We start from the raw sequence: 16,300 nt of genomic DNA on the forward strand, positions 1-16,300 counted from the left end.
TTTTTCGGGGTTAATTATGCAGCCGGAGTTTTGGCACAAACGATGGGCGTCGAATCAGATCGGCTTCCATCTGCCGGAAGTAAATCCCTATCTGCAACGGTTCTGGCCGCAACTGGGCCTTGATGAAGGTTCTCGCGTACTGGTGCCGTTGTGTGGCAAGAGCCTGGACCTGTTGTGGCTGGCGCATTGCGGTCATGAGGTGCTGGGTATCGAGTTGTCGGAAAAGGCCATCGAGGACTTTTTCAATGAGCATCAACTGGACCCGGCAATCAGCGAGCAGGGGCCTTTCAACGTCTATCGGGCCGGGTCGATCGAGCTGTGGTGCGGCGATTTCTTCGAATTGACGGCAGGCGATGTTGCCGATTGCAGCGCACTGTACGACCGCGCAGCATTGATCGCCTTGCCGTCGACGATGCGTGAGCAATACGCGGCTCATCTGATTCGGATTCTGCCGAAGGATTCTTTAGGGATTTTGATTACGCTGGATTACGACCAGACACAAATGGCCGGGCCGCCATTTGCTGTGCTTGATGACGAAGTGCAACGGCTGCTGGGGGCTTCGTGGGAGCTGAAGATCCTGGAAGACCAGGACGTCCTGGGTGAGAGCTGGAAGTTTCTCGAGGCCGGTGTCACGCGGCTTGAGGAGCGTGTGTATCGGGTTTCCAGCCGATAAAAGCTGCTGATGATGCCCTGAAGAGCACCACTCAGCAGACAAAAAAAGGCCCGCATTCACTGCGGGCCTTTTCTTTTAGTGCTGCTAGTGCTGCGGAACCTGTCAGCCCCGGCGACGCAGTGCGTCGATGCGTTCTTCCAGTGGCGGGTGGCTCATGAACATGCGGGCGAACCCTTGTTTGAGACCACCGTTGATGCCGAAGGCATTGAGGGTATCCGGCATGTGTACCGGCAGCCCTTGTTCGGCACGCAAACGCTGCAGGGCGCCGATCATTGCGCTGGTACCCGCCAGGCGTGCGCCGGCGTCGTCGGCGCGGAATTCACGCTTGCGCGAGAACCACATGACGATGGCACTGGCCAGGATGCCCAGAACCAGTTCGGCGAAGATGGTCGCCACGTAGTAGGCGATACCCTGGCCTTCTTCGTTCTTGAAGATCACCTTGTCGACAAAGTTGCCGATGATCCGGGCGAAGAACATCACGAAGGTGTTCACCACGCCCTGGATCAACGCCAGGGTGACCATGTCGCCATTGGCCACGTGACCGATTTCGTGGGCCAGAACGGCTTTCACTTCATCCGGTGAGAAACGCTCGAGCAAGCCCTGGCTGACCGCGACCAGTGCGTCGTTCTTGTTCCAGCCGGTGGCGAAGGCGTTGGCTTCATAGGCCGGGAAAATCCCGACTTCGGGCATCTTGATCCCGGCTTCGCGGGACAGTTGCTCGACGGTTTGCAGCAGCCATTGCTCGTGCCGGGTGCGCGGCTGGCTGATGATCTGGGTGCTGGTGCTCATTTTCGCCATCCACTTGGAGATGAACAGCGAGAACAGGGAACCGGCGAAACCAAAGACCGCACAGAAAATCAGCAGCTGATTGAGGTTGAGATCAACCCCGTTGGCCGCCATGAACCCGTTGAAGCCGAAAAGGCTCAGGGTGATGCTGGCAATCAGCACGACCGCCAGGTTAGTGGCCAAAAACAGCAAAATGCGCATCATGGTTGTAGAAATCTCCTCGTGCTAAAGATGTAGCGTACTGCGGGGTATATAAGGTGCTGCACCGGGCTATTCAACCGGGTGACTATTTCAAACTGTGTCCTACGGCAACAGTCTAGCTGCTTGAAGGGCATTTCCGACGTCGACATGGGAAACGGTTGTCAGCCGATTAGCGTCACAGGCCCCCGCCGTTGTTGGGCGTGGGCATGAAGCGTGTCGTCAGTCAGCGCTTGAAACAACGAGGCAGGGCAGGGCGCACAGAAGTGTTGCTGAATTAATCACCGTGCGACTTTTATCCGCGTCGCACGGTGACAGGCCATTTACTGGCGATAGGACTTGAGGAAGTTGCCGATCCGGCCAATGGCCTGATCCAGGTCGTCGACCCGTGGCAGGGTGACCACGCGGAAATGGTCTGGCCATGGCCAGTTGAAGGCCGTGCCTTGTACCACCAGCAGCTTTTCCGAGAGCAGCAGGTCGAGCACGAATTTCTCGTCGTTGTGGATCGGGCAGACTTTCGGATCGATCCGCGGGAACGCATACAGCGCACCCATCGGCTTGACGCAGCTCACGCCCGGAATGTCGTTGAGCAGTTCCCAGGTACGATTGCGCTGTTCCAGCAGGCGCCCTTGGGGCAATACCAGATCGTTGATGCTCTGATAGCCGCCGAGTGCGGTCTGGATCGCGTGCTGGCTCGGCACGTTGGCACACAAGCGCATATTAGCCAGCATGTCGATGCCTTCGATGTAGCTCTGGGCGTGGTGTTTCGGGCCGGAAATGGCGATCCAGCCGGAGCGGAAGCCGGCCACGCGATAGGACTTGGACAGGCCGTTGAAAGTCAGGCACAGCAGGTCCGGAGCGAGCGAAGCGGTGCAGATATGCACGGCGTCATCGTACAGGATCTTGTCGTAGATCTCGTCGGAGAACACCACCAGATTGTGTTGGCGGGCCAGTTCCAGCATGCCCAGCAGGACTTCTTTCGAATACACCGCGCCGGTCGGGTTGTTCGGGTTGATGATCACCAGGGCCTTGGTGTTCGGGGTGATCTTGGCCTTGATGTCGGCCAGGTCCGGCCACCAGTTGGCCTGCTCGTCGCACAGGTAATGCACCGGGTTGCCGCCCGCCAGGCTCACTGCGGCGGTCCACAGCGGATAGTCGGGGGCCGGCACCAGCACTTCGTCGCCGTTGTTGAGCAGGGCCTGCATCGACATCACGATCAGTTCGGAAACGCCGTTGCCCAGGTAGATGTCTTCAATGCCGACGCCTTCCACCTGCTTTTGCTGGTAGTACTGCATCACGGCTTTACGGGCGCTGAACAGGCCTTTGGAGTCGCTGTAGCCCTGGGCGGTCGGCAGGTTGCGGATCACGTCCTGAAGGATTTCGTCCGGCGCTTCGAAACCAAAGGGCGCCGGGTTGCCAATGTTCAGCTTGAGGATGCGATGGCCTTCCTCTTCCAGGCGTTTGGCGTGCTTGAGCACTGGGCCGCGAATGTCGTAGCAGACGTTGGCGAGCTTGTTCGATTTGCTGACCTGCATGGCGATGTGTTCCCGAAAATGAACGATCCAGGCGGCGTGTGAACGACCGTGCTGGGAATCCTGCGTATTCACACAGGCCTGACGCCTTGAGTGGCGGCACTCATAAATCCGTTTGAATGCGCGTGGTCTGGCTGCCAGACTGGCGTTTGACGAGGCGCAATCATACGTGCCGCCCGATCCGTGGAAAAGGTACAGATCGGGCTTTTTCAGCTGCTGAGGTGTATCAATGGAAAAGTTGGAAAAAACCCTGGAAGAATGGCGGGCCATGCTTGATCCGGAGCAGTACAACGTTTGCCGCCTCAAGGGCACCGAGCGACCGTTCTCCGGTAAATACAACGGCACCAAAACCGACGGCGTTTACCACTGCATCTGCTGCAATGCACCGCTGTTCGACTCCAAAACCAAGTTCGATTCCGGCTGCGGCTGGCCGAGCTTCTATGCGCCGATCGGCGACAGCGCGATGGTCGAGATCCGTGATATCAGCCACGGCATGATCCGTACCGAAGTGGTCTGCGCCAAATGCGATGCGCACCTTGGGCATGTGTTCCCGGACGGTCCGCCGCCAACCGGTTTGCGTTATTGCATCAACTCGGTGTGCCTGGACCTCGTTCCCCGCGAATAATCCGATAATGTCGTGCGTTTGACTTGTGTACGCGGGAGCAGCCTCCGGCAGCTCCTGCAATGATGTTCGCGTGCCGGGCATCTATTGATTTATTAAATTGCACGCAATTCAATTGCTCGCTATGTTTGATATTCCTTCATTCGGAGTTCGTGCCATGAGCGACAACCTGCTGAGCATCCCTTGCACCACCATCAAGGGGGAGCAAAAGACCCTGGCCGATTTCGCCGGTAAAGCGGTGCTGGTGGTCAACACTGCCAGCAAATGTGGTTTCACCCCGCAGTACAAAGGCCTCGAAGAGCTCTGGCAGAGCTACAAGGATCAAGGTTTGGTGGTGCTCGGGTTTCCCTGCAATCAGTTCGGCCAGCAGGAGCCGGGCAGCGAAGGGGCGATTTCCGAGTTCTGCGAGCTGAATTACGGGGTGAGTTTCCCGCTGTTCAAGAAGATCGAAGTCAACGGCGCCGGCGCTCATCCGCTGTTCGTGCAGCTGAAAAAACGCGCGCCAGGTGTATTGGGTTCCCAGGGCATCAAATGGAACTTCACCAAGTTCCTGATCGGCAAGGATGGTCAGCTGGTCAAGCGCTTTGCTCCGGCCACCAAGCCGCAAGCGCTGCGCCGCGAGATCGAAGCCCTGCTCAAATGAGCACGTTGTCAGTCGATTCGCTGAAACTCGACAGTCAGCTCTGCTTCAAGCTGTACGCCGCTTCTCGGGCGGTGATCCGTGCCTACAAGCCGATGCTCGATCAACTGGGCCTGACCTACCCGCAATACCTGGCGATGCTGGTGCTGTGGGAATGGCAGGAGGCGGCGCCGGAGCAGCCGACGGTCAAGGCGCTGGGTGAGCGCCTGGCGCTGGATTCCGGGACCCTGACGCCGTTGCTCAAGCGTCTTGAGCAACTGCAACTGGTGCAGCGCCAGCGTTCGGCGCGCGATGAGCGCGAGGTGCACTTGAGCCTGTCGTCCACTGGCAAGGCCTTGCGCGATCAGGTCGGGCCGCTCAAGGCCCGCCTGTTGTGCGATAGYGGTGTCGATCTGGATCGCCTGAATGAGCTGCGCGATGGTCTCGATCACCTGTTGGGGCACATCAAATCGCTGTCGTAGTGGGTATCCACAAGTCGAGCAGGGCCGCCAGTTCTTCCCGGCGGAAGGGTTTGGCCAGGTAGTCGCTCATGCCCGCCGCACGGCAACGCTCGCGTTCTTCGGACATGGCGTTGGCGGTCAGGGCGACGATGGGCAGTTGTGGCCAACGCCCGCTGCGACGGATCTGCCGGCTGGCTTCATAACCGTCCATCACCGGCATGTTGCAGTCCATCAGCACCAGGTCGAATTCGCTGTGTTCGAGCTGATCCAGGGCTTCGGCACCATGGGCCGCGACGCTCACCTCGCAGCCGAGTTTGCCGAGCATGCCCTTGGCCACCAACTGATTGACCGGGTTGTCCTCCACCAGCAGGATGCGCCCGCGTCGCTGGGGTGAGAGGACTTCGACCCGGGCACCGTTGATCGTGTTGAGTTCCGGCTGCAAGATCCGTCGCAATGTCTGGTAAAGCGCATTGCGCGCCAACGGTCGCGCCTGTTGCTGCAAAGGTGCCAGGGCGCTGGCTTGCTCGCTGGGCAGGAAACTGCCGTAAGCGGTCACCAGCAGAATCGGCGCGGTTAAAGTAGGGCGCAGGCCAAACAGGCATTCGGGGCAGTCGGTGATCAACACATCCGGTTTCAGGCCGATCAATCGGTCATCGATGGAACGTTGTTGATAGCCGAGCCCCCATTCGGGCAATAGATTCTGTAGCAGCTCCGCCAGTCCGCTGCTGGCGGCCGTGATCGCGACGATGTTGCCTTGCAGAGCTGCTGGCGGGATGGCGCGAGTGTGGCAGGGCAGCGGCAGGTCGGCGCAGAACTGACTGCCGAAGCCTGCTTCCGAGCTGATCGTCAGACGCCCCTGCATGGCTTCGCAGAGGTTATAAGTCAGCGCCAGGCCCAGCCCGGTACCGCCGAATTGCCGGGTAATGCCGGCGCCGGCCTGGGTAAACGGCTGGAAGATTTTGACCTGTGCGTCTTGGGCAATGCCGATGCCAGTGTCGCAGACCTCGATTCGCACGCCGTCTTCGAACGTTGAAAGACGCACATCGACCCGCCCGAAGCGGGTGAACTTGAGGGCGTTGGACAACAGGTTGCTGACGATCTGCCGGACCCGGGTCGGATCACCGAGTACCAGCGCGGGAAATTGCGGGTCGATCAGGCACGTCAGCTCGACGCTCGGCGCGGCGTTCTGGGACAGCAGGTTGGCGGTGTCTTCGATCAGCGATCCGAGGTCGAATGGAATGTGTTCGAGTTCCAACTGGCCGGCATCGAATTTCGACAGGTCGAGAATATCGTTGAGCAGCTCCACCAGCACTTTGCCCGAGTCATGGGCGATGGACAGCTGTTGCTGCTGCTCGGCATTGAGCGGCCCGTCCAACGAGAGCGCGATCATCCCCAGCAGACCGTTGAGAGGCGTGCGGATTTCATGGCTCATGTTGGCCAGGAACACCGAGCGTGCCTCGGCCATGTCCAGGGCGGTGCGGCGGGCGACTTCCAGTTCCTCGTTGGACTGGCTGAGCCGGGAGTTGATGGCCTTGAGTTCCGCCGTACGGGCCGAGACGATATTTTCCAGTTGCGAGAGGTAGTCGGTCAGACGGTTTTCGGCATTGCGCCGCTGCTGGATCTCGGTGGCAATGTTATCGAACTGTTGATTAGCGACCTTGACCAAGACGCCGATTTCATCGTTTTCATGCCCTGCCGGATACTCCAGCCAGGTCGGCTCTGCGCTGCGCGGATCACGACCACTGAGTTCGCGGATGACCCGTACCAGCGGTTTGGTCAGCATCACGTAAAACAGCGCCAGCAGAATGCCCGTAAGGATCAGACTGCGCGCGAAGCCATTGAGCAGGGTCACTTCGGCCCGGCGCAGGAAACGACTGCCGAAAGTGTATGTATCGACTTCCAGGCGCAAGGTCCCGAGGGATTCGTCCGGCAAGTGGTCGAGGTAAAGACGGTCTTCAAACTGTCGGTTGGCGCCGAACAGGAAGTCGCTGAGCATCCGGTAATTGTTTTCCAGGCCCGGGCGTTTGACGCTGGCCAGCACAGTATTGTTGTTGTCGGTCAATTTCGCGCCGATGATCGCCGGGGAGCGCAGCAGGCCCAGGATCAGCTCCTGGGCGAGTTCGGCGTCGATGTTGTAGGCGATGCGAGATGCGGGGTTATGGCTGATTTCCAGCAACGACAGGATTTCGCGGTTGATGGAGGCGTCTTCGCTGGCATAATCGATGCCTATTTGCACAAGGCTGAGCAGCGTGCCCAGAATGAAACCGACCAGCACCGTGAGCTTGGCTTGCTTGTACGACAGCCGCTGGCTGAACTTGATATCCATGGGATGTTGAACCACTTCCGTTTCCCTTCGCTGCTCAAGCATAGTCGATCATCAATGGATACCGATGTTCTCGCAAAACACCTGTACGGGGTGTTGGCCGGGCATCGGATGCTGTGTTTCGTCGCTGTACCGCCATCATCACTGTGAACGTGCCCGAGGAGAAGACGTGGATTCCCGATTGAATGCTTTTCTTGAACGCGCCGATGCCGTTCTGGCCCGTATCGAACCGCTGCTGCCGGCGCCTCGGCAAACTGTCGACTGGACACACTGCCTGGCCGCACGCTGGCAACGCGAGGGTCGCAACGGTTTTCTGTTGCCGCTGCAAGTCAGCCTCGACATGCGCCTGTCCGACCTGATCGGCGTTGACCGGCAACTTGAGCAATTGGGCCGCAATACTCAACAGTTCCTCGACGGCATGCCTGCCAATCACGCCTTGCTCTGGGGCTCGCGGGGCACCGGTAAGTCGTCGCTGGTGCGCGCCTTGCTGGCCGAACACGCCAAGAACGGCCTGCGGCTGATCGAGATCGAGCGCGATCACCTGGCTGACTTGCCGCGGGTGGTCGAGCAGATTGCCAAGCTGCCTCAACGGTTTGTGCTGTTCTGCGATGACCTGTCGTTCGAGTCGGGCGAGGGTGATTATCGCGTGCTCAAAAGCGTACTCGATGGCTCTCTCGAGCAGGCGCCAGATAACGTTCTGCTGTACGCCACCTCCAACCGTCGCCATCTGGTGCCGGAAAAGGAAAGCGATAACGAAAACTGGAAAAGGGTCGATGGCGAGCTCCATCCCAATGAGGCGGTGGAAGACAAGATCGCACTGTCGGACCGTTTTGGCCTGTGGCTGTCGTTCTATCCGTTTACTCAGGAACATTTCCTCAACGTCGTCGAGCACTGGATCGGCCAATTGGCCGACAAGGCCGGCCTCAAGTGGCAGCGTGACGAAGAGTTGGACATCCTCGCGGTGCGCTGGGCCACGGGCCGGGGTAATCGCAACGGACGTTGCGCGTATCAATTTGCCCGCTATTGGGTCGGGCTGAAGCTGTTGGAGCAAAAGGCATGATCGATTTACAAAAGAGCGGCCAGGGCCTTGAGGGCTACGGCATGCTATGGGCACAGCTGGAATCGTTGCTGGCGGACGAGCGTGATTTTATCGCCAACGCCGCGCAATTTTCCGCGTTTGTGTTCAACCAGCTCGATGACCTGAACTGGGCCGGTTTCTACCTTAATCGCAACGAAGAACTGGTGCTTGGCCCGTTTCAGGGGCAGATCGCCTGTGTACGGATTCCATTCGGTCGCGGCGTGTGCGGGGCTGCCGCTGCCACCTTGCAGACCCAGCGGGTCGAAGACGTACATGCATTCCCCGGCCACATCGCTTGCGACAGCGCCTCGAACAGTGAACTCGTCGTGCCGTTGGTCAAGGACGGTCGACTGATCGGCGTGCTGGACCTCGACAGCCCGAAGCTGGCGCGTTTTACCGCTGAAGATCAGGCCGGAATCGAGCAACTGGCGGCGATTTTCCTGCGTCTGACCGACTGCTGATCAGGCCTTCAAGCCGGCCTTGATCAGCAGGCTTGTCGGGTCGACGGTATCGATCTGTTGTGGCTCCAGGAATTGGCTGGCGTACTGCAAGTAGATTTCGTCGTTGATGAACAGCCCGAACAATTCAGCGTCGATGTGGGCGTCACGGCACATGGTGGCCATGATGCCCAGCGCTTCGCTCAAGGACTTGGCTTTCTTGTAGGGGCGATCGGCGGCGGTCAGCGCTTCGAAAATATCGGCAATCGCCATCATCCGCGCCGGCAGGCTCATGTCTTCGCGCTTCAAGCGTTTGGGATAACCGGTGCCGTCCATTTTTTCGTGGTGGCCTCCGGCGATTTCCGCGACGTTATTGAGGTGGCCGGGGAAAGGCAGGTGACTGAGCATCAGGATCGTCTGCACCATGTGGTGATTGATGATGTAACGCTCCTCGCGGGTCAGGGTGCCTCGGGCGATGCTCAAGTTGTAAAGTTCGCCGCGGTTGTACTTGTAGCGCGGCACGTCGAGCTTGAACCCCCAGGGATTGTCGTCCGGGATCAGTTCGCTGTCGGCACGCTCGAGCAGATGCTCGGGTTTATCCGCCAACAGTGGCTCGCTGACCGGCAGGGTCGGCGCCGGGGTCCGGGCCTGGCGCCGGTTCTCTTCCCACGAAACGCCAAGCCGATCATCCAGGGTTCGGGTCCAGGTACGTTGGGCGATGGTGTTCAGCCGCTGCAGATCGGCCTCGGCCATGGCCTCGCTGCCCACGTTGCAGCGCGCCACGAACGCGAAATCATCATCCAGCGCCGCCAGGCTCGCATTGCGCAATTGCGCCAGATGCGCCTCGTTACCCCCCAGGGCGATGGCCTGCCAATAATTGATCCAGGCATCACGCTTGAGGACTTCGAAACGGGTGCGGATTTCGTGGATGCGGTCGTACAGGGTCTCAAGTTTCGTGGCTTTGTCGACCACGTATTCAGGGGTGGTGACCTTGCCGCAATCATGCAGCCAGGCGGCGACGTGCAGCGCCTCCCATTCATCTTCGCCGGGCTGATAGCTGCTGAAGGCCGGGTCCTGACTGGCGGCGGCCGCCTGCGCCAACATCAGCGTCAGTGCCGGCACCCGCTGGCAGTGCCCGCCGGTGTAAGGGCTCTTGGCATCGATTGCGCCGGCCAGCAATTGAATGAACGAGTCCAGCAGTTGTTTTTGCCTGGCTTGCAGGCGCTGACTTTCGATACTCACAGCGGCCGCGCCGGACACCGCCTGGAGAAACGCGATGCGATCCGGGCGCAGTTTTTCCAGGTCGTCTTGTGTGCCGCTGTCGGCCAGCAACAGGACCAGCAGCCCCACGGTTTCGTTATGCCGATTGTGTAGCCGAATACCGACCAGATGAACCCGCGGGCACTCCATCGCGAGCAAGACTTTCTGCAGATCCCCCGCCTGTTCGAAGCCCAGAGAGGTAACGACATTGTCGGCGGTCGACAGTGTTTGCATCCACTGAGGGCTCTGCGAATCCAGGGGTACGTGTCCTTGAATGTCGAATGACGGCAAGGCCTGTGAACTGCCGTTGATGACCAGCGCATGAGGTTCCACGCGATTTTCATCACCTTCGCGCAGGTAGATCAGACCGGCCTGGGCCTGGCCGATCTGCACGGTTTCAAACAGCACCCGTTGCAGCAAGGGGGCGAAACGGGTTTCGGCGCTCAGGCTGTCGGTGATCCGGAAAAAACTCGCCAGGGTGTCTTTCATGCGCGCCATCGACACGCTCAATTGGTCGACTTCCAGCACCGGCGAGCGACGGCTGGCCGGAAAATTGAAGTCGAAACTACGAATCGCATCGGCTTCCCGCACCAGGGCGCGCAGGGGGGTGACCAGGACCCTCGAGGTCAACCAACCCATGGGCAGGCACAACAGCAGCGTTGCCAGGGTAATCAGCGCGCCTTGCCAGCGCATGCGATAGGCATCGACGAGCAATTCGTCTTCCGGCACCAGCAGCGCCAGTTGCAGCCCCTGGGGGCCACCCTCCTGCATGCTGCTGCGCGCCACGATCCATTGACGACCCGCGGCGTTCAGGCGATTGATCTCAGGGGGACTGGTGAGCAGGGCCGCGAGGCTGGGGCTCAGGTCGGCGGCTTTGATCAGCCGGGCCGTCTGGTCGTCGATGATCAGTTTGCTGCTGTCAGGGTAGGCGACGGCATTACCCTCGGCATCGAGCAGCACAATTTCGGTGCCGGGCGTCACGACATGTTTGGCCAGGGTTGCCGACAGTTCCGCCAGCGTAAGGTCGGCCCCCATCACCGCTTGCTCACCACTGCGCCGCGCCAGGGTTGTGCCGACGTTGTGGGTGGAGAAGAACAGGTAGGGCTCGGTGGTGATCTGATCACGGTCGCTGCGGGCGCTGGAGAACCAGGCGCGGGAGCGCGGATCGTAAATTTCGTCGGGGTTGTCCAGACGGCTGATGAGGGCCAGGTTCTGATCGAAAAATAAGGATTGGGAGCGGACCTGACCGCTGCCTGGATGCTCGATGCTCCATACCTGATACGCCGCGATGTCCGGTGCCTTGAGCTGCGTTTTCAGGGCGACGCTGCGCAGGGGGCGAACCATGAAGAAGTCGCCATTGCTGTAGCCCAGGTACAGCGAGGCCAGATCGGGGTTGTCCTTGAGCGATTGACTGAAGGGCTTGAGCAACGCCAGGCGTTGCTCAAGGTCGGGCGCCTGGGTTGCCGGATTGTCCGCCAGCAGGCTCAGCAGATGACGAATCGGCTCATAGGTGCGATGCAGGTCCAGACGGACATCCTGCTCGATGCGATTGAAGAGCTTTTCACTGCTGGAAAGAATGATTCGGGTGGTTTGCCGATAGTTGAAAATGCCCAGCACCACCCCGGTCAGCAACAACAGGAACGTGAACATCACGCTGATATGGATGTGCAGGGGCAATCGGCGTTGGTCCGGGCGCAGTGGGCTGGGCATTGCAGCTTTCTCCATGACGATGAACACACTGCTCAGCCTTCCAGCATAGTTAACGCTCCATCATTCTGCTTTTTGTCGTGGCACGCGATCTGTTGTTGTAATGCCCGCTCCAGTTCGAGCATGGCGCGTTCCGTGGACTTGCTGCAATCGGCTACTTCGTCGTGCTGGAACCTGTCATTGCAGGCCTTTTCGAGCGCCTCGCAACTGTCGATCAGTCGAGAGGCCTGGACGATTCGCGCCGCTCCCTTGATTTTGTGGGCGATGTCGAGGAGTGCCTGCCGGTCGTTTGACCGGGACAACGTCAGCAGCGTTTGCCGATCCAGGTGGTTGCTATTCAGCAGCTCGGTCAACAATCGCCGGTTCAGTGCCGGGTTGCCACCGGTTAACAGGTGCAGCCCCTCCAGACTGAACGCCGGGCCGCGGACCGTCGGCACAATGCCTTCGATCCATTGGCTCAAGGCTGTCAGGCTGAGAGGTTTGAACAGGCAATCGTCCATCCCGGCTTGTTTGCAGCGTTGTCTTTCCTCCGGTTGCGCATTAGCGGTGAAACCCAGAACGGTACAGGCAGGGCGCTGCATGCGCTGTTCATGTTGGCGAATGGCACGAGCCATCTCATATCCATTCATGATCGGCATATTGCAATCGGCAATCACCAGGTCGAATGGCTGATCTTTCCACGCCTCCAATCCCGCTTCGCCATCTGCTGCGACCTTGAACCGATGCCCCAGAAACTCCAGTTGCTGGCACATGAGCAAGCGATTGGCCGGGTGATCGTCGACCACCAGAACGTTCAAGGGGGCAGCGCTCTGGTGAATCTGTGGTTCGGCAGTTTCCGGTATCTGTACAGGCGGCAGGGTTGCCAGATTCAGCGAAACCCGAACCTGAGTGCCGACCCCAGGCTGGCTGCTCAATTGCAGGTTGCCGCCCATCATTTCGCACAGATTGCGGCTGATCACCAGGCCCAGCCCCGCACCGCCCCTGGGTAACTGGCCGGAGTTATTGGCCTGGACGAAAGGCTCGAACAGTCGCTGCTGATCCTGCTCGCTGATCCCGGCGCCGCTGTCCTCAACCAGCAACTGCAGCTGCACGCGGTCGGGCTCGTCGGTCGGTTGCAACTCGACGCTGATCCTGACCTGACCCTGTTGCGTAAACTTGATTGCATTGCTGACCAGGTTGGACAGCACCTGTTTGAAACGCATCGGGTCCAACAGGACATCGGTCGCAGGTTTTGCAGGCTTGAATGCCAGGTGCAGTCCGAGATTTTTTTGCCGGGCCAGCCCGTCGAAGATCCTCACCACCGAGGCCACGGCTTCAGCCAGATTGACGCGTTCCGGGCTCAGGCTCAGACGTCCGGACTCGATGCGCGCAATGTCGAGAATGTCCCCGATCAGTTCCAACAGGTCTTTCGCCGAGTGATACGCGACGTCGATGGCCGGTCGATCCGGATGGCCAGGATCAATACGTTTGAGTGTTAGCTCCAGCATGCCGATGATCGCGTTCATCGGCGTGCGGATCTCATGGCTCATGGTTGCCAGAAAGGTGCTTTTAGCCCGGTTGGCTTCATCGGCACGTTCTTTCGCCGCCTGCCGCTGTTTTATCTGGCGTCTCATATAGGCGTTCCAGGCAACGGAGATCAGCAGCAGTACGCCAGCACCGGTAACGATCTGATAGAACACTCTGTGATAGTTGCGCCAGGTACTTTGCGAGGCCGCCGAATAGCCACGCCAGCGGTTATTGATAATGCCCAGCTCTTCTGGTGCGATGCTCAACAGCGCTTTGTCGAGGATGGCATTCAGTTCTTTGGCGTCGCGCCCGGTCGCCAGGGAAAATGCCGCCTGTTGGGTGCCGATGGTGGTGGTGATCTGAAGTGTCCGCTCGAAGATCCGCGATGAGATGAAGTAATTGGCGATCACCAGTGAATTCACCGCACCTTCTGCCTTGCCCTGGGCGAGCAACTCCACGGCACTGAATGTGTCCGGGGTTTCAACCAGGTTTATCCGCGGAAACTCGCTACGCAGGTAATCCACCAGTGGATTGCCCTGGGCAATGGCCAGGCGTTTGTCCTGCAGCTGGTTGAGGTTTGTCGGGCTGTCGGCGGCTTTGCGCGTCAGCAGGACAAAGGAGTTTTCCAGATAAGGGCGGCTGAAGTTCAACATCGTTTCACGCTGTGCACTGGGGAGCAGGGCGGCGATCAGGTCGGCCTGCCGGTTAGCGATCTGCTCGACCATCTCGTCATCGCTTCGGCTGCGCTGGATCTCAAACCGCAAACCGGTGCGCAGTCTGATCAGTTCGAGCAGGTCAGCCGTGACACCCCGAAAGTTGCCGTCGCTGTCAAAAAACGTCAGCGGCGCAAACGCTTCATTAACCACCACCCGCACAACCGGATGTTGCGTCAGCCAGCGTTCTTCGTGGTGGGTGAGTTGCAGTTTTTGATCGGTGAGAAGAATGTCGCTGCCGGCACTCCAGCGTTTGGCGATGTTTTCCCGTTCGCTGGTGGGGATGGCCTTGAGTACCGCGTTGATGATCCCGAGCAGGTCCGGGTTGCCCTTCTGTACGGCAAAGCTGAAACCATGGGCTTCGTGTTTACCGAAGTTGGCCATGCGGATGTTGTTCAGATACCCCTTGTTGATCATGTAATGAGTTGAAATGGTGTCACCGAGAAAAACGTCGGCCTGGTCGAAGGCAACCGCGTTGATTGCATTTTGGTAGGACGGGTAGGAGGTGATGATTGCCTTCGGATACAGCGCCCTGACTTCGTCCAGGGGCAGATAGTGATAGACCATGCTAAGCCGCAGGCCGGCGAGTCCATCTGCCAGTGATCGGGTTTCTCCTTCCCGTGTGACCAGCACGGGTTGATCCACGGCGTAAGGAATGGACAGTGCAATGTCGGCATTGTCAGCCTCGAACCCGTTGGCGGTGCCGAGCATGTCGACCTGACCCTTTTCCAGTGCCTCGATCGCAGCCCCTCGGGACGCGAAGCGCTGAACCTTGACGGGCAACCCCGTAACCTTGCCGAGGATGCCGGCGTAGTCGGCGGTGAAACCTTCGTAGTCGTGGCCGCTTAAGGTCAGGTCGAAAGGCGGATAATCCGGGCCTGACGTGCCCAGGATCAATTCACGTTTGTCTTTGACCCATTGTCGTTGTGAGGTATCCAGTCGGACTTCCATGTGCCCGGTCGTTGAGCGACTGAGCAGGGTGTAGTTTTCACTGGCCGTCTGCGCCGCGAGCACTGGGGTACTCAGGCATGAAGCCGTGATCATGAGTCTTAGATAATCCTTCAAACGACTGGGCATCCTGTTCCTCACACTAACGCGTTACGTTTTGCCATATCGATGAGTTCAACCAGAGATTTGGCTTTGAGTTTCTGCATAAGTCGTTTTTTATAGGTGCTGACAGTCTTGTTGCTGAGGAACATGCCCTTGGCAATTTCCTTGTTGGTGCGACCTTGGGCGAAAAGTTGTAATACCATCAACTCTCGATCATTTACGGATTTGAACAAGTCCAGGTCTGCCCACTGTGCGTCGTCACAACGAACTGGGTTCAATGCCTCGCTGGGGAAGTAGTTGTAACCTGATAATACTGCTTTGATCGCGCTCACCAGTTCACTGAGCTCTTCCTGTTTGCATACATACCCTGATGCACCTGACTGCATGCAACGAATACCAAAAAGTTTTGGGCATTGTGCAGTTAACACCAGTGTTTTTAATGGCGTGCTCATTGCGTTGAAACGGGAGAGCACTTCCAGCCCATCCAGTTTGGGAATACTGATGTCGAGGATGATCAGGTCGGGCATGCATTCGCGCACCATTTGCATGGCATCGACGCCATTGTCAGTTTCACCGACGACTTTGTAACCTTCATGTTCCAGCAGCATTCGAACGGCAAGGCGGATGACAGGGTGATCGTCGACAATAAAAACGGAGTTCATAATCAAATCCCATACGTGCACAAATAAAGCGCGCACCTTAGCTCAGTAGTTGAGGGGGCGCATGAACTGACAAGCCGATAGCATCAATATAGGAAAAGTCCTACAATTGAAAAAGAAATGGACTACGTACCAACTAGGTTTTGAATGAGGAAGGGGTAAAGTTTGGAGGGTGTAGTCAAGAGTGTGAAAGCGTTGGGTTATAAGTTTTAATCTGTGTTTTTTGGTGCGGTTTTAGTGTGTGTGGATTGGCGTGTTTTATTGTGAGGCCAAGGTCAACAAGTTTCTAAAGTCTGATTGTTTCAATGGCTTGATCAAGTAACCCAGCAAGGGAAGTCCGTGTTCGTAGGCTACTGTTTTAAGTTTTTCCAGTTCGGCTGATGTCAGGCTGCTCAGCAGTATTGCCTGTCTGATCATTCCCCGGTGACTGGCGAACTCGATCAAATCAAGACCGGGAAGGTCGGGCAGGCATTGGTCGCACAGAAGAATATCGAACGGTTGCGCAGCCTTGAGCATTTGTTGCAAGGCGCCTTCGGCACTGTCAGTGGTGGTCAGTTGGGTGAAGCCGTAACTCTCGAGTAGGTATTGAGTCGCTCTCAGCTGAAACGGATGATCTTCCACCAGCAATATGTGCCAATCGTGTTTGAACGTAGGAGTTTTCATGCGTCATCTGTCG

Annotated in this window: 13 protein-coding genes; 6 read left to right on the top strand and 7 right to left on the bottom strand. The window is 58.3% G+C overall.

Annotated features, from left to right (window positions below; translation table 11 throughout):
• Positions 1 to 16 precede the first annotated feature (16 nt).
• Positions 17 to 673: a thiopurine S-methyltransferase gene (locus AC1D2Q_RS14620; protein WP_477813621.1), complete on the top strand. Its 657-nt coding sequence runs from the start codon at positions 17 to 19 to the stop codon at positions 671 to 673.
• A gap of 102 nt (positions 674 to 775) precedes the next feature.
• On the opposite strand, the gene htpX is transcribed toward AC1D2Q_RS14620, so the two are convergent.
• Positions 776 to 1,663: a protease HtpX gene (gene htpX, locus AC1D2Q_RS14625; protein WP_008075669.1), complete on the bottom strand. Its 888-nt coding sequence runs from the start codon at positions 1,661 to 1,663 to the stop codon at positions 776 to 778.
• Between the two features lie 317 nt (positions 1,664 to 1,980).
• A complete protein-coding gene (locus AC1D2Q_RS14630; protein WP_007940017.1) occupies positions 1,981 to 3,192 on the bottom strand; it encodes a pyridoxal phosphate-dependent aminotransferase in 1,212 nt (403 codons plus the stop codon).
• 226 nt (positions 3,193 to 3,418) lie between these two features.
• On the opposite strand from AC1D2Q_RS14630, the gene msrB reads away from it, so the two are divergent.
• From msrB to AC1D2Q_RS14645, 3 genes are all read left to right on the top strand, one after another.
• On the top strand, positions 3,419 to 3,814 hold the full coding sequence (gene msrB, locus AC1D2Q_RS14635; protein WP_007940018.1) for a peptide-methionine (R)-S-oxide reductase MsrB: 396 nt from the start codon (positions 3,419 to 3,421) through the stop codon (positions 3,812 to 3,814).
• 154 nt (positions 3,815 to 3,968) lie between these two features.
• Positions 3,969 to 4,454 (top strand): glutathione peroxidase, encoded by a 486-nt coding sequence (locus AC1D2Q_RS14640; RefSeq protein WP_477813622.1) that lies wholly within the window; start codon positions 3,969 to 3,971, stop codon positions 4,452 to 4,454.
• Positions 4,451 to 4,912, top strand: a complete 462-nt coding sequence (locus AC1D2Q_RS14645; RefSeq protein ID WP_477813623.1) for a MarR family winged helix-turn-helix transcriptional regulator — start codon at positions 4,451 to 4,453, stop codon at positions 4,910 to 4,912. The genes AC1D2Q_RS14640 and AC1D2Q_RS14645 overlap by 4 nt, the downstream gene beginning before the upstream one ends.
• On the opposite strand, the gene AC1D2Q_RS14650 is transcribed toward AC1D2Q_RS14645, so the two are convergent.
• Positions 4,896 to 7,217, bottom strand: a complete 2,322-nt coding sequence (locus AC1D2Q_RS14650) for a hybrid sensor histidine kinase/response regulator (RefSeq protein ID WP_019582526.1) — start codon at positions 7,215 to 7,217, stop codon at positions 4,896 to 4,898. The genes AC1D2Q_RS14645 and AC1D2Q_RS14650 overlap by 17 nt on opposite strands.
• A 166-nt stretch (positions 7,218 to 7,383) precedes the next feature.
• On the opposite strand from AC1D2Q_RS14650, the gene AC1D2Q_RS14655 reads away from it, so the two are divergent.
• Positions 7,384 to 8,274 carry an ATP-binding protein gene (locus AC1D2Q_RS14655; protein WP_018930014.1) on the top strand — a complete coding sequence of 297 codons (891 nt, stop codon included), beginning with the start codon at positions 7,384 to 7,386 and terminating at the stop codon, positions 8,272 to 8,274.
• Positions 8,271 to 8,753 carry a GAF domain-containing protein gene (locus AC1D2Q_RS14660; RefSeq protein WP_477813624.1) on the top strand — a complete coding sequence of 161 codons (483 nt, stop codon included), beginning with the start codon at positions 8,271 to 8,273 and terminating at the stop codon, positions 8,751 to 8,753. Before AC1D2Q_RS14655 ends, AC1D2Q_RS14660 begins: the two co-directional genes overlap by 4 nt.
• Here AC1D2Q_RS14660 and AC1D2Q_RS14665 read toward each other — a convergent pair whose 3' ends face one another.
• The 4 genes from AC1D2Q_RS14665 to AC1D2Q_RS14680 all read right to left on the bottom strand — a co-directional run bounded on the left by AC1D2Q_RS14665 (position 8,754) and on the right by AC1D2Q_RS14680 (position 16,287).
• Complete coding sequence (locus tag AC1D2Q_RS14665; protein ID WP_477813625.1) at positions 8,754 to 11,699, bottom strand: HD domain-containing phosphohydrolase; 2,946 nt, start codon at positions 11,697 to 11,699, stop codon at positions 8,754 to 8,756.
• Positions 11,700 to 11,731: 32 nt separating this feature from the next.
• Positions 11,732 to 14,992, bottom strand: coding sequence for a transporter substrate-binding domain-containing protein (locus AC1D2Q_RS14670; RefSeq protein WP_477813626.1), 3,261 nt, complete (start codon positions 14,990 to 14,992; stop codon positions 11,732 to 11,734).
• An 8-nt stretch (positions 14,993 to 15,000) separates the two neighbouring features.
• Positions 15,001 to 15,627 carry a response regulator transcription factor gene (locus tag AC1D2Q_RS14675; protein WP_007940027.1) on the bottom strand — a complete coding sequence of 209 codons (627 nt, stop codon included), beginning with the start codon at positions 15,625 to 15,627 and terminating at the stop codon, positions 15,001 to 15,003.
• Between the two features lie 255 nt (positions 15,628 to 15,882).
• Positions 15,883 to 16,287 (bottom strand): response regulator, encoded by a 405-nt coding sequence (locus AC1D2Q_RS14680; protein WP_028939022.1) that lies wholly within the window; start codon positions 16,285 to 16,287, stop codon positions 15,883 to 15,885.
• Positions 16,288 to 16,300 lie beyond the last annotated feature (13 nt).

The sequence above is a fragment of the Pseudomonas sp. P1_A1 genome (genome assembly GCF_056406935.1).